The 23,515-nt window shown below is 41.1% G+C and carries 32 protein-coding genes and 2 pseudogenes; 12 read left to right on the top strand and 22 right to left on the bottom strand.

Annotation, left to right across the window (positions count from 1 at the left end):
- Window positions 1–87: 87 nt before the first annotated feature.
- Both LC586_RS08050 and LC586_RS08045 read left to right on the top strand, forming a co-directional pair.
- Window positions 88–231 carry a PIN domain-containing protein gene (locus LC586_RS08050; RefSeq protein WP_306423237.1) on the top strand — a complete coding sequence of 48 codons (144 nt, stop codon included), beginning with the start codon at window positions 88–90 and terminating at the stop codon, window positions 229–231.
- Entirely contained in the window at window positions 231–692 is a 462-nt protein-coding gene (locus LC586_RS08045; protein WP_229484052.1) for a hypothetical protein, read from the top strand. Before LC586_RS08050 ends, LC586_RS08045 begins: the two co-directional genes overlap by 1 nt.
- Window positions 693–777: 85 nt before the next feature.
- Here LC586_RS08045 and LC586_RS08040 read toward each other — a convergent pair whose 3' ends face one another.
- Window positions 778–1,284 (bottom strand): GNAT family N-acetyltransferase, encoded by a 507-nt coding sequence (locus tag LC586_RS08040; RefSeq protein WP_229484051.1) that lies wholly within the window; start codon window positions 1,282–1,284, stop codon window positions 778–780.
- 152 nt (window positions 1,285–1,436) lie between these two features.
- Entirely contained in the window at window positions 1,437–2,393 is a 957-nt protein-coding gene (locus LC586_RS08035; RefSeq protein WP_229484050.1) for a hypothetical protein, read from the bottom strand.
- A 416-nt stretch (window positions 2,394–2,809) separates the two neighbouring features.
- Between LC586_RS08035 and LC586_RS08030 the strand changes: the two genes are divergently transcribed.
- Together LC586_RS08030 and LC586_RS08025 are read left to right on the top strand one after the other, a co-directional pair.
- Window positions 2,810–3,232, top strand: a complete 423-nt coding sequence (locus LC586_RS08030; RefSeq protein ID WP_229484049.1) for a hypothetical protein — start codon at window positions 2,810–2,812, stop codon at window positions 3,230–3,232.
- Window positions 3,233–3,957: 725 nt separating this feature from the next.
- Window positions 3,958–4,428, top strand: a complete 471-nt coding sequence (locus LC586_RS08025; RefSeq protein ID WP_229484062.1) for a hydrogenase maturation protease — start codon at window positions 3,958–3,960, stop codon at window positions 4,426–4,428.
- Between the two features lie 54 nt (window positions 4,429–4,482).
- On the opposite strand, the gene LC586_RS08020 is transcribed toward LC586_RS08025, so the two are convergent.
- Genes LC586_RS08020 through LC586_RS08000 form a run of 5 tightly spaced genes read right to left on the bottom strand, consistent with a single transcriptional unit; the run spans window position 4,483 to window position 6,973 of the window.
- A complete protein-coding gene (locus LC586_RS08020) occupies window positions 4,483–4,857 on the bottom strand; it encodes a hypothetical protein (RefSeq protein WP_229484048.1) in 375 nt (124 codons plus the stop codon).
- Window positions 4,858–4,875: 18 nt separating this feature from the next.
- Window positions 4,876–6,162, bottom strand: coding sequence for a SagB/ThcOx family dehydrogenase (locus LC586_RS08015; RefSeq protein WP_229484047.1), 1,287 nt, complete (start codon window positions 6,160–6,162; stop codon window positions 4,876–4,878).
- On the bottom strand, window positions 6,125–6,634 hold the full coding sequence (locus LC586_RS08010) for an ankyrin repeat domain-containing protein (protein ID WP_229484046.1): 510 nt from the start codon (window positions 6,632–6,634) through the stop codon (window positions 6,125–6,127). Before LC586_RS08010 ends, LC586_RS08015 begins: the two co-directional genes overlap by 38 nt.
- Window positions 6,631–6,789, bottom strand: coding sequence for a hydroxymethylglutaryl-CoA lyase-like TIM-barrel protein (locus LC586_RS08005; protein ID WP_229484045.1), 159 nt, complete (start codon window positions 6,787–6,789; stop codon window positions 6,631–6,633). The genes LC586_RS08010 and LC586_RS08005 overlap by 4 nt, the downstream gene beginning before the upstream one ends.
- 43 nt (window positions 6,790–6,832) lie before the next feature.
- Window positions 6,833–6,973, bottom strand: a complete 141-nt coding sequence (locus LC586_RS08000; protein ID WP_229484044.1) for a hypothetical protein — start codon at window positions 6,971–6,973, stop codon at window positions 6,833–6,835.
- A gap of 599 nt (window positions 6,974–7,572) precedes the next feature.
- On the opposite strand from LC586_RS08000, the gene LC586_RS07995 reads away from it, so the two are divergent.
- Window positions 7,573–7,782: a TOBE domain-containing protein gene (locus LC586_RS07995; RefSeq protein ID WP_229484043.1), complete on the top strand. Its 210-nt coding sequence runs from the start codon at window positions 7,573–7,575 to the stop codon at window positions 7,780–7,782.
- A 235-nt stretch (window positions 7,783–8,017) separates the two neighbouring features.
- Here LC586_RS07995 and LC586_RS07990 read toward each other — a convergent pair whose 3' ends face one another.
- The 13 genes and pseudogenes from LC586_RS07990 to LC586_RS42560 all read right to left on the bottom strand — a co-directional run.
- On the bottom strand, window positions 8,018–8,269 hold the full coding sequence (locus LC586_RS07990) for a FeoA family protein (protein WP_229484042.1): 252 nt from the start codon (window positions 8,267–8,269) through the stop codon (window positions 8,018–8,020).
- 104 nt (window positions 8,270–8,373) lie between these two features.
- Window positions 8,374–8,673 carry a 2Fe-2S iron-sulfur cluster-binding protein gene (locus LC586_RS07985; protein WP_109012241.1) on the bottom strand — a complete coding sequence of 100 codons (300 nt, stop codon included), beginning with the start codon at window positions 8,671–8,673 and terminating at the stop codon, window positions 8,374–8,376.
- Window positions 8,674–8,899: 226 nt separating this feature from the next.
- On the bottom strand, window positions 8,900–9,271 hold the full coding sequence (locus LC586_RS07980) for a HesB/IscA family protein (RefSeq protein WP_190890070.1): 372 nt from the start codon (window positions 9,269–9,271) through the stop codon (window positions 8,900–8,902).
- Window positions 9,272–9,404: 133 nt separating this feature from the next.
- A complete protein-coding gene (locus LC586_RS07975; protein WP_229484041.1) occupies window positions 9,405–10,214 on the bottom strand; it encodes a HesA/MoeB/ThiF family protein in 810 nt (269 codons plus the stop codon).
- A 10-nt stretch (window positions 10,215–10,224) separates the two neighbouring features.
- Window positions 10,225–10,542 carry a nitrogenase-stabilizing/protective protein NifW gene (nifW, locus tag LC586_RS07970; protein WP_229484040.1) on the bottom strand — a complete coding sequence of 106 codons (318 nt, stop codon included), beginning with the start codon at window positions 10,540–10,542 and terminating at the stop codon, window positions 10,225–10,227.
- A complete protein-coding gene (locus LC586_RS07965) occupies window positions 10,539–10,739 on the bottom strand; it encodes a CCE_0567 family metalloprotein (RefSeq protein WP_229484039.1) in 201 nt (66 codons plus the stop codon). Before LC586_RS07965 ends, nifW begins: the two co-directional genes overlap by 4 nt.
- Before the next feature lie 104 nt (window positions 10,740–10,843).
- Window positions 10,844–11,320: a NifX-associated nitrogen fixation protein gene (locus LC586_RS07960; RefSeq protein ID WP_229484038.1), complete on the bottom strand. Its 477-nt coding sequence runs from the start codon at window positions 11,318–11,320 to the stop codon at window positions 10,844–10,846.
- Window positions 11,317–11,730, bottom strand: coding sequence for a nitrogen fixation protein NifX (nifX, locus tag LC586_RS07955; RefSeq protein ID WP_229484037.1), 414 nt, complete (start codon window positions 11,728–11,730; stop codon window positions 11,317–11,319). The genes LC586_RS07960 and nifX overlap by 4 nt, the downstream gene beginning before the upstream one ends.
- Before the next feature lie 336 nt (window positions 11,731–12,066).
- A complete protein-coding gene (gene nifN / locus LC586_RS07950) occupies window positions 12,067–13,404 on the bottom strand; it encodes a nitrogenase iron-molybdenum cofactor biosynthesis protein NifN (protein WP_229484036.1) in 1,338 nt (445 codons plus the stop codon).
- Window positions 13,404–14,783 (bottom strand): nitrogenase iron-molybdenum cofactor biosynthesis protein NifE, encoded by a 1,380-nt coding sequence (nifE, locus tag LC586_RS07945; RefSeq protein ID WP_229484035.1) that lies wholly within the window; start codon window positions 14,781–14,783, stop codon window positions 13,404–13,406. Before nifE ends, nifN begins: the two co-directional genes overlap by 1 nt.
- A 98-nt stretch (window positions 14,784–14,881) precedes the next feature.
- Complete coding sequence (locus LC586_RS07940) at window positions 14,882–15,223, bottom strand: Mo-dependent nitrogenase C-terminal domain-containing protein (RefSeq protein ID WP_229484034.1); 342 nt, start codon at window positions 15,221–15,223, stop codon at window positions 14,882–14,884.
- A gap of 125 nt (window positions 15,224–15,348) precedes the next feature.
- Window positions 15,349–16,884: a nitrogenase molybdenum-iron protein subunit beta gene (nifK, locus tag LC586_RS07935; protein WP_229484033.1), complete on the bottom strand. Its 1,536-nt coding sequence runs from the start codon at window positions 16,882–16,884 to the stop codon at window positions 15,349–15,351.
- 244 nt (window positions 16,885–17,128) lie between these two features.
- A pseudogene (locus LC586_RS42560) lies at window positions 17,129–17,296 on the bottom strand (nitrogenase molybdenum-iron protein alpha chain); the annotation flags it as partial.
- A 199-nt stretch (window positions 17,297–17,495) separates the two neighbouring features.
- Here LC586_RS42560 and LC586_RS07930 point away from each other — a divergent pair.
- From LC586_RS07930 to LC586_RS41845, 6 genes and pseudogenes are all read left to right on the top strand, one after another.
- Window positions 17,496–18,842 (top strand): annotated as a pseudogene (locus LC586_RS07930) (site-specific integrase); the annotation flags it as partial.
- A gap of 53 nt (window positions 18,843–18,895) precedes the next feature.
- Window positions 18,896–19,306 (top strand): PIN domain-containing protein, encoded by a 411-nt coding sequence (locus LC586_RS07925; protein WP_498072176.1) that lies wholly within the window; start codon window positions 18,896–18,898, stop codon window positions 19,304–19,306.
- Between the two features lie 29 nt (window positions 19,307–19,335).
- Complete coding sequence (locus LC586_RS07920) at window positions 19,336–19,548, top strand: hypothetical protein (RefSeq protein ID WP_229484030.1); 213 nt, start codon at window positions 19,336–19,338, stop codon at window positions 19,546–19,548.
- A 168-nt stretch (window positions 19,549–19,716) separates the two neighbouring features.
- The gene (locus LC586_RS07915) at window positions 19,717–19,917 is read left to right on the top strand and encodes a hypothetical protein (RefSeq protein WP_229484029.1); all 201 of its coding nucleotides are present in this window, start codon (window positions 19,717–19,719) and stop codon (window positions 19,915–19,917) included.
- Window positions 19,918–19,924: 7 nt separating this feature from the next.
- Complete coding sequence (locus LC586_RS07910; protein ID WP_229484028.1) at window positions 19,925–20,341, top strand: aspartyl protease family protein; 417 nt, start codon at window positions 19,925–19,927, stop codon at window positions 20,339–20,341.
- Window positions 20,342–20,586: 245 nt separating this feature from the next.
- The gene (locus LC586_RS41845) at window positions 20,587–20,688 is read left to right on the top strand and encodes an element excision factor XisI family protein (RefSeq protein WP_438822881.1); all 102 of its coding nucleotides are present in this window, start codon (window positions 20,587–20,589) and stop codon (window positions 20,686–20,688) included.
- A gap of 65 nt (window positions 20,689–20,753) precedes the next feature.
- On the opposite strand, the gene LC586_RS07905 is transcribed toward LC586_RS41845, so the two are convergent.
- A complete protein-coding gene (locus tag LC586_RS07905; RefSeq protein WP_229484027.1) occupies window positions 20,754–21,293 on the bottom strand; it encodes a DUF2267 domain-containing protein in 540 nt (179 codons plus the stop codon).
- A gap of 425 nt (window positions 21,294–21,718) precedes the next feature.
- Here LC586_RS07905 and LC586_RS07900 point away from each other — a divergent pair, with 425 nt between their 5' ends.
- Window positions 21,719–22,516, top strand: coding sequence for a dienelactone hydrolase family protein (locus LC586_RS07900; RefSeq protein WP_229484026.1), 798 nt, complete (start codon window positions 21,719–21,721; stop codon window positions 22,514–22,516).
- A gap of 312 nt (window positions 22,517–22,828) precedes the next feature.
- Here the strand turns inward: LC586_RS07900 and LC586_RS07895 are convergent, their stop codons facing one another.
- Window positions 22,829–23,476: a class I SAM-dependent methyltransferase gene (locus tag LC586_RS07895; protein WP_229484025.1), complete on the bottom strand. Its 648-nt coding sequence runs from the start codon at window positions 23,474–23,476 to the stop codon at window positions 22,829–22,831.
- Between the last annotated feature and the right edge of the window lie 39 nt (window positions 23,477–23,515).

Genomic DNA, 23,515 nt, shown 5'->3' with positions numbered 1-23,515 from the left:
CGGAGGGCATCTGGAAAGTAACGCTAGCGGAGATGTTCTCTCTACTTCTATTGGTCGTAAGACCTGTAAAAGCAAAGAACGTCATTGATGCTAGAATCCCCGCCATTTATGGCTGGGGAGTGTCAAAGAATGTTGATTGCACAGGCTCAGATAGAAGAAATGACGCTTGTGAGTGCCGATTCGATGTTTAATAAGTACGACATTTCCCTACTTTGGGCAGCCAAATCTTAATGCCTATGGCTGGCTACGCCTACGTATTTGCTATTTCGGCGACTACATTTGCTATTTCGGCGATCGCATTTGTTACTTTGGCGATCGCATTTGTTACTTTGGCGACTACATTTGTTACTTTGGCGATCGCATTTGTTACTTTGGCGATCGCATTTGCTACTTTGGCGATCGCATTTGCTACTTTGGCGACTACATTTGCTACTTTGGCGATCGCATTTGCTACTTTGGCGATCGCATTTGCTACTTTGGCGATCGCATTTGCTATTTCGGCGATCGCATTTGCTACTTTGGCGACTACATTTGCTACTTTGGCGACTACATTTGCTACTTTGGCGACTACATTTGCTACTTTGGCGATCGCATTTGCTACTTTGGCGATCGCATTTGCTATTTCGGCGACTACAATTGCTACTTCAGCGATCGCTGCTGCTTATTGCCTTCATCCCCAAACAACGGACTGATCTAGACAATCTAGATTGCAATCAGCTACAACGCTGTGTTATGCCGCACGCACTAGTGACTTATCAATAGTTACAATATTTTTACCTACAACCTCTCAATCCTGAAAAATACTAAAGGGTTGCCATTGACGATTTTTTCGTCCACCTTTGTCATGCCTATTCTTTCTGTTACTTTTTGTGATTCAAGGTTTGGGCGATCGCAGCTTGCTAAAAGATACTGATAGTTAAGTTTATTAAAACAATACTCCAACATCTTGGTTGCAGCTTCGCTAGCATAACCTTTTTTGGTTGCTTCAGGCAGCAAAGCATAAACTAATTGGGGCTGTTCTTCATCAAAGAAATCCCACAAACCAACAAAGCCAATGGTTTCTTGCTCATTTTTAGTCTCAATAAACCATAAACCAAATTTTTTTTCTTCAAAACTATTCTGGCTTTGTATCACCATTTCTTCAATTTGTTGCAATGGAAAAATTTTGTCATCGCACAGATACTTTCTCACGTATGAGTCAATGAGAATAGCGTGTAGTGTGTTCAGCCCACTCTCCAAAATTGGTTTTAACAACAGCCTCTGAGTTTCAAGTATTAAAGTCATTAGTTAAGACCTCACTGCAACTCCAGCATTTATAAGAATAGAAACATTACCCATAGTCTAAGTCTAGTAAACCACAATCTGTTGTGTACTTACAAACTCCGTCTCGAACACCAGATCCTCATCATATAGAGCTTGATTAAAACACAATAGTATTAAGCTGTTAGAATATTTGCTGCTATTCGCTGTGCTACATCTTTATTTTGCCAGTAACTTCCGTGAGCGCTGCCGCCGTTTGCCAGAGCCAAAAACGTTTGTCTAATGGGGGGAGTTTGAGCAAATAAATTCAAGAAACCAGAGTCACCAGTGAGAACGTCTTCTACCTGAACGTAAGAACCAGAATCGGGAATTAACTTGGTGATGACATTTTCTAGCGGCCAAGCAATTGGATCACCAGGATGCATAAAATTGAGCCAAGACAACTCTCGATCTCCTTGGGTAAGGTTCTTCAACAAATTACTTAAACCAGGACTGATGTCATGAGTACTTTCGTCATTAGCATTTCTACCATTGATACTAATTAAACTGAACAAAGCGATGGGAGAACCCATAGTCTGAATGCTAGCCAGCCGGATACCTTCTTTAGGCTTATCCCCAATGCCATAAAGCTTATCTCGAATAGCCTTTACACTTTGATAGCCAGGAATTTCTTGATTATCCCAACGGCTGGCAAACAGAATGTCAAACAGTACGACCGTCCCCCAACTGTGAGTCACCAAATGTAGGCGATCGTCCTGTTTATACTTTTCTAAGCCTTTAAATGTTTGCTTTTTGAGTTGGTCAGCCGCCATTGATCCAATTAGGCGACTGATGTAAAGTCCTCCATCCCCAACAAATTGCAATATTTGCTTCTGGCGAAAATCTTGAAACCAGAGTTGGTTCCACTTAGACGAGCCTTGCAGGTTTGTTAGTAGTTCATCCAAGGCGTTTTGGTTGACATCACCCCAGTAAAGAGGCACTTTGATGCATTCACGATTACGATCTTTCTGCCGGACTAGCTGAACAATCAAGTTAAACAACTTGTCGGCATAGGTGTAATTCTGGTTCCTTTCGTTTTCTTTCGATTCCCGTACATTTACACCATGTAGAAATAAAACATAATCTTTTCCCATAGCTAACTCTGCCTTCCTTAAACTAATTAATCAAAGCGGGTAATAATATTCTAGGACTTACGCAAAAGTACACGCTGTAGGGACAATTCATAAATTGCCCCTATGTGAAAATAAGGCTTTCGGCTATTGTTTGCGTAATTCCTGTATTCTTAAGATTCCCATAAGAAATACAACTTGAATACATCTGTAAATATTATTTAAAATATATTCTTGTAATTGTAGTTGTCTCCCTAATTGGCAAGTATTCGACTATGACGGGCATCATCGCTCTACTCTAGGATGATTTTTGCTTGAGATATCTCATAATCTAACTATTTATTCAAAAGTCGTAGCGTAACACACCATAACTTATAGAAACGATGCGTTAGGCTTGCCTTAATGCATTTGCATAAAACAGCAATTTACACGGTAAGCTTGTGTCTGATTTAGCGCTACATCAATATCTCCCTCGCGTGCCCGATGCAGCATTGCAAGAATTCATCGAATGGTGTGTTTTAGAGCAGGCAAAAGCCGCAGAATGTAACTTTACTCCCGACAGAAGTAAGTTAGATAATTTGCCACCAGCAGACTACATCCCGAAACTTGTTGATCAGTTCATGAAAGTTAAACCAGACCCAATTAAAGCAGGTTTGGTAGCTGCGATCGCTGGCAAGGAAGCTGACAAACATGCTTTATCCGGTTTAGCGATCGTAGCCGATTTTGTATCTCTTTATATCAAGTATTTAATTCCTAAAGAAGGAAGTACTAAAGAACAGGCTGAAGAGATATTAACTCAAGCATCACAACATCAGTATGAGAAACTAACTGAAATTGCCAAGAAACATGGCGTAGATTTATAGTTTCCGGCTGATAAATTATTTTTCAGAGGCTTTGTCTGTATTATTTAGTCAAAGCCTCTGTTTCAGTCACTACTGATTGTCTGATCTACAGCCTACTCGATACCAGTACTCATACATTTCGGTTCATAGCCGAGTTTTTCATACAGGTTGCGAGCTGGAATATTTGCCTTGACTACTTGTATATAACAAAAGATTGTATTGCTGGTGGCGTAACCATACTAGGTAGGCTTTTACTACTACATACAGGCAGCGAATAATTGGAGAGCGAAACTGATCGTAATCAGCACAAAGCCAATACTTCCACACGATTTCCAGAACCACGTGTTTAAAGTTGGTTCGTACCCAAGTTTGACACCTCTCTCGCTAAACCGTGAGCCAGTGCGCCAACTATCGAGAAATGCGAGAGAGGCACCTATGAAGCCGAGAACTAAACCTACGATATTAAGAATATTGCCCATCGAATTTTAAGTGTAGGTAGCACGCCTAACTATTTATTTAACTACTCTTATACGGTCTAACACGCTGCCTATAGTGTTATCGGGCGCTAAGCAGCAGATGAACACTCCTATCTAGGATGTTAAAGCGCACTCAGCAGTCTAACATATCAAAATCTGGAATACTGCTATTAGCGGTCTAATACCACCTGAAATTGCGCTTTACCTCATCTCATCTATTTATCGATGACAGTGCTTTTGCAACTCACTAAAGTTATTAAATCTCATCCCATGCTAACTATTATTGGTTGCGGCAACCTCAATCGCAGTGACGACGCAGTAGGCGTAATCATTGCCCAACGCTTACAAAAATATCTAGCTGAAAACCCTCATCCTCATGTGCGAGTATATGACTGTGGCACCGCAGGGATGGAAGTAATGTTTCAAGCTAGAGGTAGTAAAGAATTAGTAATTATTGATGCAAGTTCAACTGGTTCTGAAGCAGGTGCTGTGTTTAAAGTTCCAGGAAAAGAACTGGAAGCTTTGCCAGAACCTAGTTATAACTTGCACGATTTTCGTTGGGATAATGCTTTAGCCGCCGGACGGAAAATCTTTCAAAATGACTTTCCCCAAGAGGTGACAGTTTATTTAATTGAGGCGGCAAATCTTGCTTTTGGACTAGAATTAAGTCCTGCTATCAAACATTCTGCTGATTTGGTATTTGAAGAGGTAGCTGCACTTATCAGCCAAAATAATGAGTAGAAATTTTAAACTCCTAACTCCTGTACAGACGCGATTAATCGCGTCTCTCTTCTCTTATGCCCAATCCCGATAAACAGAAAGTTCATCTACCCTCATTTCAAAAGGTACGCCTTGACTCTCTGGCGGACAAACACGGATTTTAGCACTGCTGACAATTCCATATAGTAATGTCCCCATTGGCACGATTTTTTGTAAAATACGCCAATTAGTAACTTGATCAGGACATTCAATAACCAATGTTAGAGCATTGGCATGGGTTGTGACATACCACCGACAATTAGATAGAAGATTTTGAATAGTGCGATCGCAAGCGTCATAAAAGTATCTACTAATAGAATACTCTAGTTGCTGACGCAGTATAATATCTGCCGATGTCGGTTGTATCGGATGTGAGTCATCACCATTTAAGTAATACATCTTTCTAGCCATCTCTCTTTAGCTTCCTGCTTATATTCCAATCACCATTCCATAAAGTACATCTTTATTTGTTTCTAATAATTCTTGGGTTTCATCATCATAATAAGCACCAATACCACTACACTGAATCCCCAAATAATTACTAGTTAAATAAAGCCTCTGTCCAAGAAAACCAGCTATTTGCATAGCAGTTTGATAGTTTAAATAATCTGACACGAAAAATAAAGTTACAGCGCTATCTTTAGCGATAGCCTGATTAATGCATAAGTAACCCGTCTTTTCAGTAAAATTACCCGTTTTAACCAGATACGTACCTTTATATAACCCAGGTGTCATTCCCTCTACCCGATGCACCACTGAGTAAATTTCTATCTCCTCATAGTTTTCTGTCGGTATTGACTGCTCAAGTTGCTGCACTATATATAAATAATCTTCTTGAGAAATAGACTCTTTCCGGAAACGTCTAATAGAACGTCTATTCCAAACAACTTGATAAAATTTATCCTTGTCGAAGCCAAATTGAGGATACTCTAATTTCTGCTGGCGACTCTTTTGTAGAGTTGTTGCTTGATAGGCATCTTCAATAAATTGATTAGATTCAAAATAATCAGTACCAGACACAAAAGGAATTTTCAGCCTTAAGCTTCTGATTTTCTTCTCTTGTAGTTCTCCTGACACCGCACAAGCAGTAATAAACTCCTTATTCTCAAAACCCAAATCTGAATTGAGAGCAAGTTTATCAAAGTCAAAAATTAGTTGTATATCTTGGTTGTGGAGAAAAGCTGAAGCTGCGATTGCACCTAAATGGTGTCCGCTATCTAAGAAGCAATATCTTATGCTCCTGTTTTGATATTTCCAGCTAGACCTATAATAAACACAACTAATTAAAAAGATGAATCCGTTGATACTTTTACTCGGTATAATATAATTCTCCAACCCATCATCAATTAATTCATAGATAAGAGTTAGACAATTATTCTCAACTTCTAGATGGTATATACCATTTACCATTCCCTCAATCCCGCGAACCTGTACGTAAACTTCCGTAGGATACAGAGCGCCTGCTGATGGATTCACCCGCAGTTTATAAGGGCCATCTTTATATACTTTTTCCAGTGTTATCGCACTGGTTAACGAGATAAAAGAATGAACAGGATTATTGAGATTTAATTTCACTCTCCGATAAAACTTGGGATAAACTTTAAATGGAGATGGCTGTGTTGAAGCATCTACATAATTTGGATCAAGTTGTACCGATAAGTAAGAATGCTTGGTAGCGTCATGATAAGCTTTGCCCGATATCTGGCTTTGTGGCATTTTTAAGTATCCTTAAGACTTCTACGTTGCTGGCAAAATCGATAGCTTTATAGTCGTCTAAGTTTTTCATATCTAAGTTAGGATGATGTTGTAAAAGTAACCTGACGACTTCTGTCTTTCCGGCTGAAGCTGCGTACATTAAAACAGTTGCACCATTGTCATTTTGATTGTTAATGTTAATGTTGGCAGCCAACAGTAAATTAATTAAATCGTAGTGAGTACCAAAACAAGCAAACCACAAAGCATTGTTGCGTAGGCGTAGCCCGCCGGAGGCATCGCTATTTCGAGCATTGATATCCGCACCTGCATCAATGAGTTCTTTAACGACTGGATGTATTCCTTCTCTTGTAGCTTTCATCAAAGCTGTATCGCCATTTTCGCCTGTCTGATTTAAATCGCTAGGATTATAGCCTTTTGCTATTAGCCATTGGATTGTAGTTTCACTCAGATTCTGACTGTTGGTTTGATTCATAAGTATCGCTTAGTAGTTAACTCTATATATTCCACTCCAAACGCAGCAAGCGCCTCAGCGATTTCGACTTTATCATCTGAAGAAAAATTGGCTTTGACGAATTGTTCGCCTTCACGGAGAGTGCTTTCTACAATTGCAAATTCAGATAGGGACATTAACTGACCCTTTGTGCTAATTCTTACCAGCAATGCTTACTTGTTAGTTTTTATCAGATTTGCATAATCGAGAAATAATTGCTTTGGCTGATTCTTGGAGACTGGCTATAGTATCAATTATAAGAGAGCGATCGCTTGTATCCAGCGCTTCTAAAATCTTAGAACTTACGCAAAAACCTCTCAAACTCTTATTCCTCCGTGTCGCGCCAGTTGCTTCAAGTCGGGGAACCGCAAGGGCGCACTGGCTTCTCTGCGTCCTCTGTGGTTCGATTTTCTGTTCCTTGTGCGTAAGTCCTGATCTGTTTTGTGGGAACCTTATTGAAAGTTTACTCTAATGCTTGATTCGACTTTTCTTAGCAAGTTTAAATGTAAAAATGTTATCTATAGCAGTCCTAAATCATTTGTGAAAATTATATATCTCTTTATTCCTTCTTCCCTTTGCGCCCAAAGCCAATACTTTGCGGTTCGTTTTCAAATTTTATATTTTCCCCGAATCAAATAGGACTGCTATAGCACTCGATATATATACATAAAATAATAAGATATTTACTTGATAAGTCTATTTTTGATAATACCTATTAATATTATTTTTGTAAATTGTTTGAGCCTGAATTTGGTAGCACATTACCACGCTCTTTTGTAAAGATCATCAACTAGAGGTATAGCCGTTAGGCAAATAAGAATTATTTTAGAATTATTAAGATATTTAAAAAAAGAACATTTTTAATATTAAAGTTTGCTAATTTACTAAAGTATAAATAGCTAAAATTAGCAAATAAAAACATGGAAATTAGCGCTCGTAATTCTATCAAAGGGACTGTAAAAAAAGTTGTACCTGGAACAGTTAATACTGAGATAACTTTAGAAGTGGCACCAGGAGTAGAGTTAGTGTCAATAATCACAAAATCATCGGCGGAAAAGCTAGGACTTGTAGAAGGTAAGCAGGCTTATGCCGTGATTAAATCATCAGATGTGATAGTTGCTGTTGATTAAAAAATAGGCAAGTTTCTTTTTCTTACAAGTGGCTTTGTCTGTAATACCAAATTGCATTCATATCTATAAATTTAGTGACCTCACTCCTGGAATTAATTAGGAAAGGAGTGAGGTCAATGTAATTCGTAGTTCGTAACTCGTAATTCATAATTGTAATCAGTGCTTGCTTTGTACCCTATTAATTACGAATTAATAATTATTTTTTTAAGAAGATATTATATAGATGCTAATTAATTTAACTATCAATAATGCGGACATAAATAGCACAGATACTTTCTATATTTAGTGCTAGAGATGTGTTTCTTATTTTAATAATTAATGAGGAAAACTTTTGTTGTAAAGTGATAGTAGCTCCTGGTGTTACTCCGATTGATATCAGTTTTTTCAAGATTGTTTCATATTGACTTTTACAGAAGGTGACGATTCCTCGCTCTCCCGTTCTTAATAATTCTAATGAACAGCCAGTAACACTAAAAGGGGAAAACATTTAAAGTATAAATTAGGGATTGTGAAGGGAAGAAGGAAGTATATTTTCATCCTTCATCCTTCATCTTTTATTTGATTGCTAAAGGCAGCAAGCAAAATAATAGTTTAGACAAGATAGGGTTCTTGATGTGTCTTAATTGTGCAATTAGAACGGGGATAAGTGACACAAAGTAGAGCGAATCCCTTAGAAATCTGTTCGTCATCTAGGAAGTTTTGATCTTCTTGATCAATTTCACCTTCAACAACCTTGCCAACACAACTAGAGCAAGAACCTGCTTGACAAGAAGCTGGCAAGTCAATATCGTTTTCGTGCGCTGCGTCTAAGATTGTTGTCTCTTCGTCAACTTCAATTGTGGTGTCGAGGTCTTCTTTTTTGTTGATTAATCTAACTTGGTAGGTAGCCATTTTCCGATTCTCCTCAAACGTTATACAGTTGGTCTAATTTACGAATTTTTTGAGCAACCTATCCTACTTCTTTTGCCTTCTTCTTACGGAGATGCTACGCTTAGTCGGCTTCTCTATAGGAGTAAGAGATGCAATGCGAACTAGAAGCTACCTCAAGAGCATTGAAACTCTGCGGAGTGCGTCTATGGCAAGCCTCTAAAATTGACTTAGCGCTAACGGAATGATGTTAACTGCAAGGTACACCAGTAGGCGTACCGTCGTCTGTTTTAAAGGACTTTCCACAACCGCAGGTATCAGTCGCATTGGGGTTGATGAATTTAAAACCGCTTTCCATCACTCCTTCAACGAAGTCAACAATAACTCCGTCTAATAACGGCGCACTTTTGGCATCAACGTAAACCAGCACTTTGCCTTGCTGACTTACCAAATCATCTGGCTGGGGCTTGCTAGTGATATCGATCGCATATTCATAGCCACTGCAACCACCATCTTTTACAGAGATGCGGACACCTTTAGTTGCGCCATCAGCATCGGGTGCGGAACCTTTGAGGAATGCCCGCAGATGAAATTCTGCTTTTTCTGATAAAATAACGGCCATTAAGTCTCCTGATTTGTAGCGATTAGTTGTTCTGATTTCAGGTGGGGTTGTGCTTTGTCCTTTGTCAGTTGTCAGTTGTCAGTTGTCCTTTGTTATTCACTAATGACAAATGACTAATGACTAATGACGAAAATTAACTATTTTGTGCAATACCTGTGGCTGTGGGTTCCATCGAATTGGATTGCGCGTGTCTCCAAGGCGCACTATTACCGCATACTGGACAAGAGCGATCGCGGTGAGAACGGCGTTTAGCAAATTCCATCCGATTTAGGTCGATTGTCAGCAATTGCGACAATAGAGGCTGACTAAACCCAGTGATTAGCTTGATAGCTTCCAGTGCTGTTAAACAAGCTAGTGTTCCAGAAACAGCGCCTAGAACTGAAAAGCCGCGCTGATCCCAATCAGGCTTTTCTGGAAACAGACAAGACAAGCAAGGAGTCACACCAGGAATAATCGTTGTCAGGTAAGCCTCCATCCCATTCATTGCAGCTTCCACCATTGGCTTACGCCAGCGCACACAGGCTTCATTTAACAAATTGCGCTCTGTAAAGTTGTGGGCGCAATCAAGAGCCATATCGGCGGATTGCACTAACGAGTCTACATTTTCCGGGGTAATGTAATCATGAACAGCTTCCACTTGGACATCAGGATTAATCGCATCCAGAGTTTCTTTAGCTTTGAATACCCTTGGCTTACCTACCCAATCATCAGTCATGAGAACCTGACGATTCATATCATCTAGCCGCAAGTCACCGCCCCGGACTAGAATTAGCCGCCCAACGCCCGCTACTGCTAAGTAAAGCGCCGCCGTACCGCCTAATCCCCCCACACCTGTCACCAGAACCGTCGCTGACTTCAAGCGTTTCTGTGCTGTTTCGCCAAAATTCGGAAGCATCATTTGGCGACGATAGCGTTCTAATTCGGTAGGCGTTAGGTTAACCAATTTATACCTCCTAATCAGAAGTGATTTCTGTCAGTGTGACTACATTTTTCGGCTTGTCGTTAAACACTTTGAACAGCTTTTGTTCGTGAGGTGTTGATTCGACAAATACCTGATAAGCTTTTTGCAAAGCCAAAGAATATTGATTTAGTCTCTCTTCTTGATTCAAGTCAGGAGAATTATCATCAATTTCCTGCATGTATTGAGAGAACTTTTTCAGAATATGTAGACGATTTACATTTACAACTTCTAAATCGTAGGACATGTTAAAGAATTGAAAAAATTCTTCTGCATCTACGAGCTTCTTGAATTCATCAATAGTTCCAGTCATTTAGCATTCTCCAATTGTTTCAGATGTTGCTTAAGTTCATCTAACTTGCGATAGATTTCATAAGTTGCAGCTGCAACATCCATAAGTTGGTTGTAATCTGTTGGCAGACCTTCAGCTAAATCATGCAGATCCATTTTCATTTGACCTGCTTTGCTGTTAAGCCGTCTGATTTGTCCTTGTAGTTCCTCAATTGTCATTTGTGCTTCGTCCTTTGTCCTACCCTGCGGGAAGCCGCTGGCGCGTCTATGTCATTAGTCATTTGTCTTTTACTAATGACCAATAACCAATGACTAATGACTAATTAAATTTTGCCAACTTCAGGAAAGCGCTTCGCCAAATCAAGACCTTTTTTGACGTAGTTTTCTCCCTCTTCTGCTAATTTATCTAGCGAGTCAAAGCCAAAGCGATGAGCATCTCGTAGGGTTTTCACAGTTAGCAAAAGACGACCAGAAAAAACTAGCGCCCAGCCAAATCCTTCATGGCTCAAATCAACTACAACTTGGGATATCAAACCTGTTTCTTGTTCAATCCCAGCAGCTACAGCCCGAAAAAATGCCATAATCCGGGCTTGAGTTACCGGATCAACTTCGCCCTCAACGGAGATTTCCCGTTTTTTTTGTTTGGTGACAATAAAGGGTTTGAGAATCAACTCATCCGACCAAGTACGATAAACTCCATAACTGTCTTGACCACGGATTTGTTTAATTAATACCTTAAGAAAAGGCGAGTTCAAGACTTCAGTTGTAGCGGTTCCGTTAACACTATTATTTGCGGTCATACTGTTGCCTCATCTTCAACTTCATCAGCAAAGTTTGTGGGTTTTGGCTGTAAAGCTTTACGCAACCAAGGTGGAGGATTACCTTTGAGGGTTTTCACTAGCTTATTTAGCACTTCACTAATTTCTTCTTCTTCCGATCGCGCCTTCACTGGGGTGACACCTTTCTTGATTAAACGAGCGGCGGCGCTACCACCAATTGCTGTTACGTAAATAATCGTACAGTCGCCTATTGCCTCAAGTTTTGGGGTAATTTTGTCTTCATTCCCATCTTCTTTGAGGTCGCCTTCAAAATTGAGGGTTTCTACGAAGTGATATCCCTCATCGGAAATTTCGTAAACATCAATCATTTTTGCCCATCCAAAATGAGCATTAATATGAACTCGGTCACTCGTCGTGAAGGCTATTTTCATTGTAATTCTCCTCTCTAAAGTTTTGAATTTTGAATTGGTAAGAAGGAATCCATGAGTCAGGAGTCAGAATTCAGGAGTAATTAGAGTTTGAGTGGCAGAACTAGATCTGCATATTTATACCAATTCTGTTTGGTGATGCGCCAAAATATATGAGAAACGAACCGCAAAGGGCGCAAAGGACACAAAGAAAGAAATAAAGAAAGTTTGACATGCCTTCGCAAAGAATTGGTATTAGTAGTTTTTCCTACGCAAACGCCAAGGATAAACAAACAATCAGTGGCAGGTTTTACTCTTTCCGAATTCTGAATTTTGACTCCTGAATTCTTGAAGAAGAATTCAAAACTCAGCGCCGACAATTCCGAACTCTTGGAACTGCTTAACTCTCGCTTCTTCTGCCTCTAAAAACAGGTTGCCTATGCCAAACAAAAGTTCCATCGTGCCTCGATAGCCAACTTTGGTAAATTGACCATTACCTAAGCGGTCATAAATGGGCAATCCTAGACGATAAAGAGGAATTGAGAGCCGTTTAGCGATCGCACCCACATTCGAGTTACCAATCAGCAAATCAGAACCGCCCGCTAGACTCTCAAAGTCTTCCAAGTCGCCGATGGTGATGCTTTTAACTGGGAGTTTTTCTAAGAGGTGCGATCGCGTCGTTGTCACCGCCGCATGAATCTGCGCTCCCATCGATTGCAGGAAATGCACTGTTGACCACAACAAATCTGGTTCCAGCGCTAAAGAAACTCGTTTTGCACCGAAGTAAAAGTGAGTGTCCAACATTGCATCTTGCAACTGACGGCGTTGGCGGCGGTATTTTTCGGGTACGCTGTTACCGCTCAGAATTGCCAATGCTTGGATAAACTCATCTACCGGTTCTAATCCCGTCAGTTCGCTAAACACCTCATAAGGTGTGCCAAAGCGTTCTTCCAGAATCTTTGCAGCCCCCCGCATACTTTCACCCAATGCCAGGGTAAAAGCAGAACTACCTACTTCTCGTAGCTGTTTTAAGGTAGTCCCACTAACCGTAACTGCACTATAAGCATCCTCTAAATGACCATCTAGAGAAGCGCCAAGGTCAGGTACAAAGATCGGCACTAGTCCAAAGTCCGTGATTATCTCTTTGATTTCCTGTACATCCCCAGGTGTGAATGCAGAACCCGCCAAAATTGTGACTTGTTCAGTTCTGAGTCCACCCGCGCGAGGAATTTCCTTAACTATGCTTTCGACAGCGACAGCAAAGCCATCTTGCAACGCACCTTTAAAATCTGGGGTGGGTGCAAAAACGATCGCTAAATCATTTAATTCGGGATGGCGATCGCGGATTTCCTTAAGAAAACCTTCAATGTCATCGCCTCTGGTTTCAGTCAACCCAGTACTACATAAACCAATAATTTCTGGGTTAGCTTTTTCTACCAGAGTCAGAATTGCTTGCTCCACATTCTCTTCACCACCCAAGATAGTAGTGACTTCTGTCATCGCTGTGGTAGCTAAAGGAATCGCTTCCCGGAAATGCCGCACTAAGACAACTTTGGCGAAAGCAGTACAACCTTGAGAACCGTGGAATAAGGGCATTGTCCCTTTCAATCCCAAAAAGGCTAAGGTTGCGCCCAAAGCTTGACTTTGCTTGAGGGGATTAACTGTCAGTGCTTTGTTAGAAGCGGTAACGATCGCCATTAAACTACCTCCTCGTCCCAAGGAGCGGGTTTGCGTATTTGTTCCCAAATCGGGCTATAGAGAGCTTCGTACAGTTCCCGCGCCATCTCAATCATTCCCACATAACCTGCATAAGGATGATGGCGTTCTTGGTTGATATCAAGGAAAGGAATTCGAGCTTTCAAAGCGGTGTATTGGTTACGTCCACCAGCAATCAGCATATCTGCGCGAGTGTCTTTAACCAGTTGTAGCAATTCTTGAGCGTTGCCTTTCTCCAGCATGATGCCATCGTTGCCAATCAACTTCTTGATTTTGGCTTTATCTTCCTCAGTACTTTTGCGAGTACTGGTAGCAACAACTTCAATGCCCAAGTCTCTAGCAGCCGAAATAATCGACCAACTCTTGACACCACCTGTATACAACACAACCCGCTTACCTTTGAGTCGAGCGCGATAAGGAGCCAGTGCCAAATCTAAAGCAGCCGTTTCTTCTGCAATTAGCTTTTCTGTCCGCTCCTGTAAATCAGGATCGCCTAATTTAGCAGCGATATTTCGCAGACAGCGATTCATATCATCGATGCCGTAGAAAGACTCTTCAATGTAGGGGATGTTGTAACGCTCCTCCATCTTTCTCGCCATATTGAGCAGCGCTCGTGAGCAGATCATGACGTTGAGCTTGGCGCGGTGGGCGTAGCGAATTTCATCGTAGCGAGCATCGCCCGTAATTTTAGACAAAATACGGATGCCTAATTTTTCTAACAGTGGTGTTACTCCCCACATTTCCCCGGCGATGTTATATTCACCGATTAAGTTAATATCATAAGGCGTTGTATGTTCTGGTTCTGCTGTGCCGACAACATATTCTAATAAAGCTTCACCGCCAAAACGGTTGCCCAGATTTTTACTGCCAATGAATCCTGGTGCAATGACGGGAACAACAGGAATACCAATTTTCTCAGCAGCAGCTTTGCAGACAGCATCGATATCATCGCCAATTAAGGCTGTAACGCAAGTGGCGTAGACGAATACTGCTGCTGGTTGGTAGCGCTCTTTGAGTTCCAGAATCGCTTTGTAAAGCTTCTTTTCGCCACCGAAGATGACATCATTTTCACCCAAGTCAGTGGTAAAGCCCATTTTGTAGAGTTGCGGGCCAGACGACAGACTACCACGACTGCCCCAGGAATTACCAGCACAAGCAATCGGCCCGTGGACTAAATGAGCAGCATCTGCGATCGGCACTAAAGCAATCATTGCACCATCAAAGGCACAGCCCCCTTGAGCCGCGCCAGGTTGTGCCTGTTGAGCGCATGACTTGTTTTTCTTTTCCGTTTGTTTGTGCTGATTATGTTCGCATCCTGTCTCAGTCAGCAGTTCGTTAATTTTGCCTTGGGTGATTTTCATCTCTCTTCTCGTGCTGAATTGTTAATTGTCATTTGTCATTTGTTATTTACTAATGACCAATGACCAATGACTAATGACCAATGACTAATGACCAATAACTAACAAATGTATTTTGTGACATCCTCTCCACATACATCCGTGAGGTAAGATAGAGCGCGGAAACGCAATCCTACGAATTCGTCATATAAAGGATTGAGTTTACATAGTGGTGGGATATCAATAGACTTCCCAAATAATTTAATTTGTCGCTCAAAGGGACAACAACAAGGAATTGTTTGGCAAATTAGATGAGCGATGCGATTATTTTTAACCTGAATTCCATCCACTACACGGCGCAACGGATTAAGAAGATTGTTGAACCACCCTAGTTTTTTCTGGTTAGGTGGATGGTAATTAGGATGAGTGTGAGTATGTTCGTGAGTGTGATTGATGGTTTTCATCTATATATACCTTGGGTAAATGCTAGAAAGAAAAAGGAGGAAATAATTCATAATTACGAATTACGAATTACGAATTACGAATTATTTCCTGCCTTTAATTAACACGTTGTGTTTCTACGCAATTTCTAACGAATCAAGTCGTAGGAAATATCTGTCTTAGAAGGAATGTTGGTGTTGCGATCGATTTCTTCAAACAGGGTATTTACAGTCCAGTTGAGAAGGTTGATCACACCTTGATAACCAATGGTGGCGTAGCGGTGTAAGTGGTGGCGATCCATGATGGGGTAGCCGATTCTCACGAGGGGAATCTTGGTGTCGCGCCACAGGTACTTACCGTAGGTGTTACCAACAAGGAAATCTACTGGTTCGGTGAACAACAAAGAACGCATGTGCCACAAGTCTTTACCAGGCCAAACAGTTGCATGTTGACCGAAGGGGCTAGAAGCAAGCAATTCTTTGATTTCTGCTTCAAATACTTCGTTGCTGTTGTGAACCAAGATATGCACAGGTTCAGCACCCATTTCTAGCATAAAGCCAACAACGCTGTATACTAAATCTGGTTCGCCGTAGATAGCGAAGCGCTTGCCGTGAATCCATGAGTGGGAATCAGTCATGGCATCAACTGCACGACCGCGTTCGATTTCCAATTCTTGAGGAATGGGGATACCACTCAATTCGCTGAGTTTCATCAAGAACTCATCAGTACCCTTAATGCCCCAAGGACGGGAAACTGAGGTTGGTTGCTGCCATTCTTTTTCGATGTACTCGCGGGTTTTGGGTGTAGAGTGTGCTTGCAGAGCAATTGTCGCTTTAGCATTGATTGAATCTGCTGCATCTTCTAGCTTTGTTCCACCTGGGTACATATCGAATTCACCTGTGTTGGGTGAATCCAAGTAGTCGCTGTTGTCGGCTAGAATTGTGTAGTCAAAGCCGAACAAAGAAGCAATCCGCTTGATTTCGCGGTTGTTGCCTACGTAGGTGTCAAAACCTGGGATGAAGTTGATTTTACCATTGCTGGTTTCTTTCTTATGACCTGCGGTCAGGTTAGAAAGAATTCCCTTCATCATGTTGTCGTAACCAGTGATGTGGGAACCGACAAAGCTAGGGGTGTGAGCGTAGGGTACTGGGAAATCTTGAGGAACTGAACCAGCTTGCTTAGAGTTGTTGATGAAGGCTTGTAAGTCATCACCAATTACTTCTGCCATACAGGTGGTGCAGACAGCGATCATCTTAGGCTTGTAGAGTTGGTAAGAGTTCGCCAAGCCGTCAATCATGTTTTGCAGACCACCAAACACGGCTGCATCTTCAGTCATTGAAGAAGATACACCAGAGAATGGTTCTTTGTAGTGACGGGTTAAGTGGGTGCGGAAGTAAGCAACGCAACCTTGAGAACCTTGAACAAAAGGTAGAGTACCTTCAAAACCAACAGCAGCAAAGATTGCTCCTAGTGGTTGACAACCTTTAGCAGGGTTAACGGTTAAAGCTTCACGAGCGAAGTTCTTTTCACGATAATCCCAACCCTTCGTCCACTCTGCAACCCGTTGTACTTCTTCGGCTTCGTGACCGTTTTCAAACTGCTTTTTGTTTTCAAATAGCTGTTGGTACTCTGGTTGGTGGAATAACTCGACGTGATCTTGAATTTTTTCTGGATTCTGAGGCATTTCTGGATCTCCAAGGTTACTGAATTCTTTACTGATTGAGGTGGGAGTGGGGAGTAGAGACCCGATTAATCCGGTACAGACGCGATTAATCGCGTCTCTAGAAGGGAGTGGGAATATGATTCAAAATTCAAAATGCAAAAATCAAAATTAATTTTTAATCTTTTAATTTTGAATTTTGGATTCCCAACTCCCTCCTGGGGTTTTAGCCCCAGGTTATCCTTACTTATCTCACTCTCCCATTTCCCTAGACGGCAGCCGTAGCCTTAGCTTCAGCCTTCTTAGCCTGAGCTTTTTCATTCCAAGGAGCGCCAATTAATCCCCAGGTTGGGCTGTTGAGTGCCAAGTCCATGTCGCGTGCGAAGATGGCAAAGCCGTCATAACCGTGATAAGGGCCGGAGTAATCCTTTTTGTGGTTTAATTCTTTTCAACAGCCTAATGTTTGCAGTAAACAGTGTCTGTGCTAAACATTGTTCGCTGAGAACACATTTATTTTTAGGCTAAATATAGGCTAAAAGATAATTCGTAATTGATAATTCGTAATTCGTAATTATGGCTCTTAATTACGAATTACGTAGCTTGCTTCTCGCCTTTGGCGAGTATTACGAATTAGTAATTATTTCGGCTCAAGTCTGCAATCATAGCAGCAAAAAGAATACATGAGAACGAAAGTACTACTAGAATTAGAGAAAGTTAATCTGCGTTTGAAGTCTGCAAAGGCAAAGGTGACAATTAGAGAATCAAATGGAAGTCTGCAATTACGGGCGACGTTACCAATTAAACCGGGAGACAAGGACAGTAATGGAACTGGGAGAAAGCAATACAATATCAGTTTGAATATTCCCTCTAACTTAGATGGACTCAAGACGGCTGAGGAAGAAGCTTATGAGTTAGGCAAGTTAATCGCTCGTAAAACTTTTGAATGGAATGATAAATATTTAGGAAATGAGGCAATTAGAAAAGATTTTAAAACTATAGGAGAATTACTCGAAGAATTTGAAACTGAGTATTTTAAAACTCATAAACGCACAACCAAAAGCGAACATACTTTTTTTTATTATTTTTCCCGAACCAAGAGATTTACGAATATCCAAGATTTAGCTACTGCTGAGAACTTGATAAATTCAATAGAACAAATCGATAAAGAATGGGCTAAGTATAATGCAGCTAGAGCGATCGCTGCATTTTGTGTGACATTCAAAATCGAAATCGATTTATCTAAATATTCAAAAATGCCTGAGAATAATTTCCGAAATATACCGACCGATACGGAAATATTGGAGGGAATTATTAAGTTTGAATATTATCAAAATACCAGAGGTAATCAAGTTAATCAAAATGTTCAAGATAGCTGGCAACTTTGGCGCTGGACGTATGGAATGTTAGCAGTTTTTGGTTTACGTCCACGAGAACTTTTTATTAATCCTGATATTGATTGGTGGTTGAGTCAAGAAAATACAGATTTGACATGGAAAGTTCATAAGGATTGTAAAACTGGTGAGAGACAAGCATTACCATTATATATGCAATGGATTGAGGATTTTGATTTGAGAAATCCTAAATATTTAGAAATGTTAAGGAGTGCGATCGCTAAAAAAGATAACACTAATCATGCTGAGATAACAGCGTTAACACAGCGCATTAGTTGGTGGTTTCGCAAGATAGGATTGGATTTTAAACCTTATGATTTACGTCACGGTTGGGCAATTCGGGCGCATATTTTAGGAGTACCAATTAAAGCTGCGGCTGATAATTTGGGGCATAGTGTGCAGGTTCACACGCAAACTTATCAGCGTTGGTTCTCGTTAGATATGCGGAAGTTGGCGATTAATCAGGCGTTAAGTAAGAGGAATGAAGTTGAGTTGATTAGAGAGGAGAATGCAAAGTTGAGGGTGGAGAATGATAAGTTGAGATTGGAGATTGAGAAATTGAAAATGGAAATGGTTTATAAACAAAGTTAAATTAACTGATAAATCATACCAAAATCAACCTCCTATCAGAACTATTTTAGCAAATTATCATTCCTCAAGCAGTTTATACTGAGTTCTCTGATAGACTTGCTCCACCACCTGTCCAAACCTGGATTGTAGCATCACCCAACTGGCTAAAAATTCAACCCGTTAGTCAAACTGCGGATGCGATGTCTACGACGGGCTACGCCTACGCAAATTTGCTCGATACCGATGAATCTGAAGCTATACTGCTAGCCCAGGAACTCAATGCAGACTTACTTATATTAGACGACATGAAAGCAAGACGCATTGCCAAAGATAGAAATTTGGTTATCACAGGTATCCTGGGAATTTTGGATGAGGCAACAACCATGAAGCTCATCAATTTACCTGTTACTATCCAAAATCTTAAAAACACATCTTTTTGGGCATCTGATAGTTTGTTTCAAAAGTTGTTAGAAAAGCATTCTTAAATGTTAATCGACCACTGGGCGATTGCCCAGTGGAAGTATTAACATTACAGATGCGACAGGAACAGGCAATCAGTTCAAAACTGATTTCCAAAAAGACTATCAAACTGCACATCAACTTAGCCAGTTATGGACAAGGAGTAGTTATTAAAGAAATGATGGGGCAAAAGTTTAGATTTGTTTGCTCTAACGGTCATTTACTTAGGTTAGATGATTACAAATTCCAAGATTTCAAACTCAGCTAATTGCTTATTGAGTGCGATCGCATCCCTAATGTAGGGTGCATTGTCGTAAAGCGCAATGCACCGCTATCTCAAAGCCACTTAATTCCTATGCAGTCGCACATAAACTTGGTCAACAACTGGTAATTTGTGGAAAGATAGAAATGTTGATTCATCTCCAGTATGACAATTATGAACCTCCTAGAGCTATTTCCTACCTTGCGAAATTTAACTCGTGCAGACAAACTGAAAGTGATGCAGTTTCTAGTTTCAGAATTATCTAGGGATGAAGAGCCATCATTAGAGCAAGGAGCAACTTATCCTATTTGGTCGCCACTTAATTCCCACGCAGCTGCACATCAACTTTCTCAACTGCTAGAGTCGGACGAGTAAATGCACAATGGTTAATCCTCAAAGATTTTCCTTTACAGAGGGATACGATACATTTGGTGTTCCCGATGCGCTGCCAAAGCTACCATTAATATTAACCTATCGTAACTCATCAGTAGACGTTTCAGGCTTGTTAGATACTGGAGCAAGCGTCAGCGTTCTGCCATACAGTATTGGTGTCCAACTAGGCGCAATTTGGGAAGAACAGACGATTTCTGTAATGTTGGCTGGTAATTTGGCTCCCGTTGAAGCAAGAGGTTTGCTTGTATCTGCTCAGATTGGATCATTTGAGCCTGTTCGCTTAGTTTTTGCGTGGAGTTTGTCTAATGATGTACCTTTGTTGCTAGGACGTATGAACTTCTTTTTGGAGTTTGATGTGTGTTTCTATCGTTCACAACTGGTATTTGATGTGTGTCCACAGCCGTAAGGGACTTCCAAATAAAAAAAACCAAAAAACTGGCAAAAAAACTCTCTCCTCCTTATTCCTCTGTGTCTGGAGTGGTAGCCTTCGGCAAGCCCTCCGGCTTGGTGCAGTCCAAGATGGGGGAAACCCCCAAGACCGCGCTGCTTCACCGCTTTGCGTCTACGTTTATTTGGGTAATTTATTTCTTTTAACGGGAAAATTTGGGTGCAGACGGCACGGAGGATGCTTCGGCGTAGCCCGTCCTAGACATCGCAGATCAACTCGTGAGCGAGGGAGTGCCTAAGCAAGATATTGTGATAAGTATCTATGCACCTCATGTACGGCAGTATACAGAGTTTGCTGTAGGGTAAACTATTTAAAAAGCCTGTTTGTGATCATTACTCACAAACAGGCTTGACTTTTTTTAGCCTTCTAATTAAGCTTGCTCCCAAAGCTGACGTACATAGTCAGGTAGCCAGCTAGCAATTTCCTGAATCCGTTCTTCGGAAAGTTCGTCTTTGGTGGCAGAAAACACTGCTTTAACCGCTTGCTCTCGCTCGACCGATCGCGGCATTCCGCTTTCATTAGCAACTCTGAACAAGAAGCGATCGGAATCGATCTTGAAGATGCCTGGGCCTTGCCAGGGTGGACGAACACGGCTCAAAAATCCCACAATTGGATTGGTGTCTTTCCAGAGATCGGACACTTCAAACTGGAGTGCTTTTTCATCCGTAGGTATAGCCTCTGTATGCAGTTCCGCCTCGACGCGATCGCTGGCTTCTGTGGTCATTAAGTCGCGCATAACGCGAAACACAACTTCGGTAAAGTCTCTTGCATCATAGGGGTCTGCAAATCCGGCTCTGACCTGGACTTTTTCTAAGAACGAGCGATGTTCGTCGGCGATCGCAGTTCGAGTATCTTCAATTTCCGTTGGGTCAATTTCTGGAATATTTGTTCTAAAACTTTCATCGGGCATTGTTTTTTCTTCTGGTTATTAATTTTGAGTCTTTATGCTTACTTTATGTAAGGTCGCACAAATCAAAAACCCCTAGCATCATCCAGAAGTTTGAAATACCACCTATTCAAAAGTTAGAAATTTATCTGATCTGCTCACAGATGTAAAGTCATGGTTGAAGGTAAGCGATTTCCCTTTATTGAGGAGAGCAATACTGCTGATGTTTCCGTCCGTCTGTGTCGAAAACCTGACTTTTCAGGTTATGTGGAAAAGTCCACTAAAAACCTAACCCCCTAACCCCCAACCCGATGCGGGAAGGGGGAAATTCAAAGTCTCTCTCCTTAAAGGAAGAGAGAAATAGAAGTGAGGTTTTCCAGATGCCATGAAAAGTCAGGTCGAAAACCAGTCAAAATAAATGAGTTGGTATAAAATCAGCCGAAACAAAGATGCTAGAAACAACAAACATCGAAATTAACACCTCCAATGTCAAAGTACCCAACGATGACTTAGAAATCGATGCTTACTTAGCTCAACCAGCACAAAACGGAACCTTTGGCGCAGTTATAGTTTTTCCAGAAATTTTTGGAATCAATCGTAATATTCGAGATATTACGGAATTAATCGCTAAACAAGGATACGTAGCAATAGCCCCGGCGATGTATCAACGTGTTGCTCCCGGTTTTGAGGCTGACTTTAGCTCAGAAGATGTTGGCTATAGCCCAGAAAGCTATCGGCTGGGCTTGGAATACTATCAACAAGTAAAGTATCAAGAGATATTCAGCGATATTCAAGCTGCGATCGCTTACCTAAAAACTTTACCCAATGTCAAAAATAATGCAATTGGTGTCATTGGTTTCTGTTTTGGCGGTCATGTTGCTTATATGGCTGCAACTTTACCCGATATCAAAGCGACAGCTTCATTCTATGGTGGTGGAATTACCACTTCTAGTTATGGTGAAGAGACTCCAACCATTAATCGTACTTCAGAAATTAAAGGTACTATCTATGCATTTTTTGGTACAAGAGATACATTAGTTTCCCAGGAAGAAAACGAGCAAATTGAGGCAGAATTAAAGAAACATCAAATAAATCATCGTATATTTCGATACGATGCAGGACATGGATTCTTTGCCGGATTTTTCAAAGATAAGTACCCATTCTTAGCCCAGCACCCAAGTTATAACCCAGAAGCGGCTCCTGATGCTTGGCAACATGTTCTAGAACTGTTTAAAAATAACTTGTGATATCATGTCCGCTTGATTCCTTATTAAACCCGAAGAACCCCACCCCGCCAAAGCTACGCTTCGTCTCCCCTCCCCGCTTGCGGGGAGGGGATTAAGGGGTGGGGTGCAATGACTGTGGAAATCATAACTAATTATGCGAACATGATATGATATGATATAGTTACAAGCTATTAAAAATTTTCGTAGTCGGGACTTCAGTTGTGATTTTGTAAAGCAATGAAGGGCATAGCTGCGCTTACCGCGTAGCGTCTCGTAGAGAGGACTAAAGTCCTCACTACAAAACAAAATTACAAGACTGCGATACTGTTGGCTTTAAGCTTTTGAGTTTTTAAGCAGTAATTGACAACTACATAAAAACGGGTTTGGATTTTCTGTGCGATCGTCCACAAGCACTTGAATGGGAAGCTTGCTGTTATAAATCAATTCGTCATAATCCATCAATGCATCCCACTTGATTTTGCCAGTCGGGAAGCCTAGCTGTGAAGTAGCATCAAATATTAATTCTTGCCATTTCTGAAACTCTGGATCTTGCGATTTGCAATAATCAAGAATGGCAATAAATGCACCAGGCTTGGTAACTCGTAGAATTTCCTTAAGAGCAAGAACTGGATCATTAACAACACAGAGGGTAAATCCCGACGCTGCTGCATCAAAGCTATTATCAGGAAAATCAAGATTGCACATATCCATTACCTTGAAGGTGATGTCTGCGGATACGAGCTTTTTACGTGCTTCATCCATCATCTTCTCAGAAAGATCAACACCGACGACATGCACGCCTTCAGGGTAGGCTGAAAGATTAAGACCTGTTCCTACCGCAGCATCTAGTACGGTTTGTCCTGGCTTCAGCTGCAAAGAAGCAATTAGAGGTTTGCGCTCGATGTGCCAGTAACGCTTCATAATTGCGTCATAATCCACTGCGCCTTGATCGTAGGTTTCAATCACCTGATTTATCTGCATAGGTTCTTTAACAAATAGAACTACTGTTTTACATCTCTC

Origin of the sequence: Nostoc favosum CHAB5714 (genome assembly GCF_020829495.1) — a bacterium.
GTDB classification, from domain to species: Bacteria; Cyanobacteriota; Cyanobacteriia; order Cyanobacteriales; family Nostocaceae; genus Nostoc; species Nostoc favosum.
Note: the sequence above shows the minus strand (reverse complement) of the source record. Positions and strands in the feature narration are given on the sequence as shown.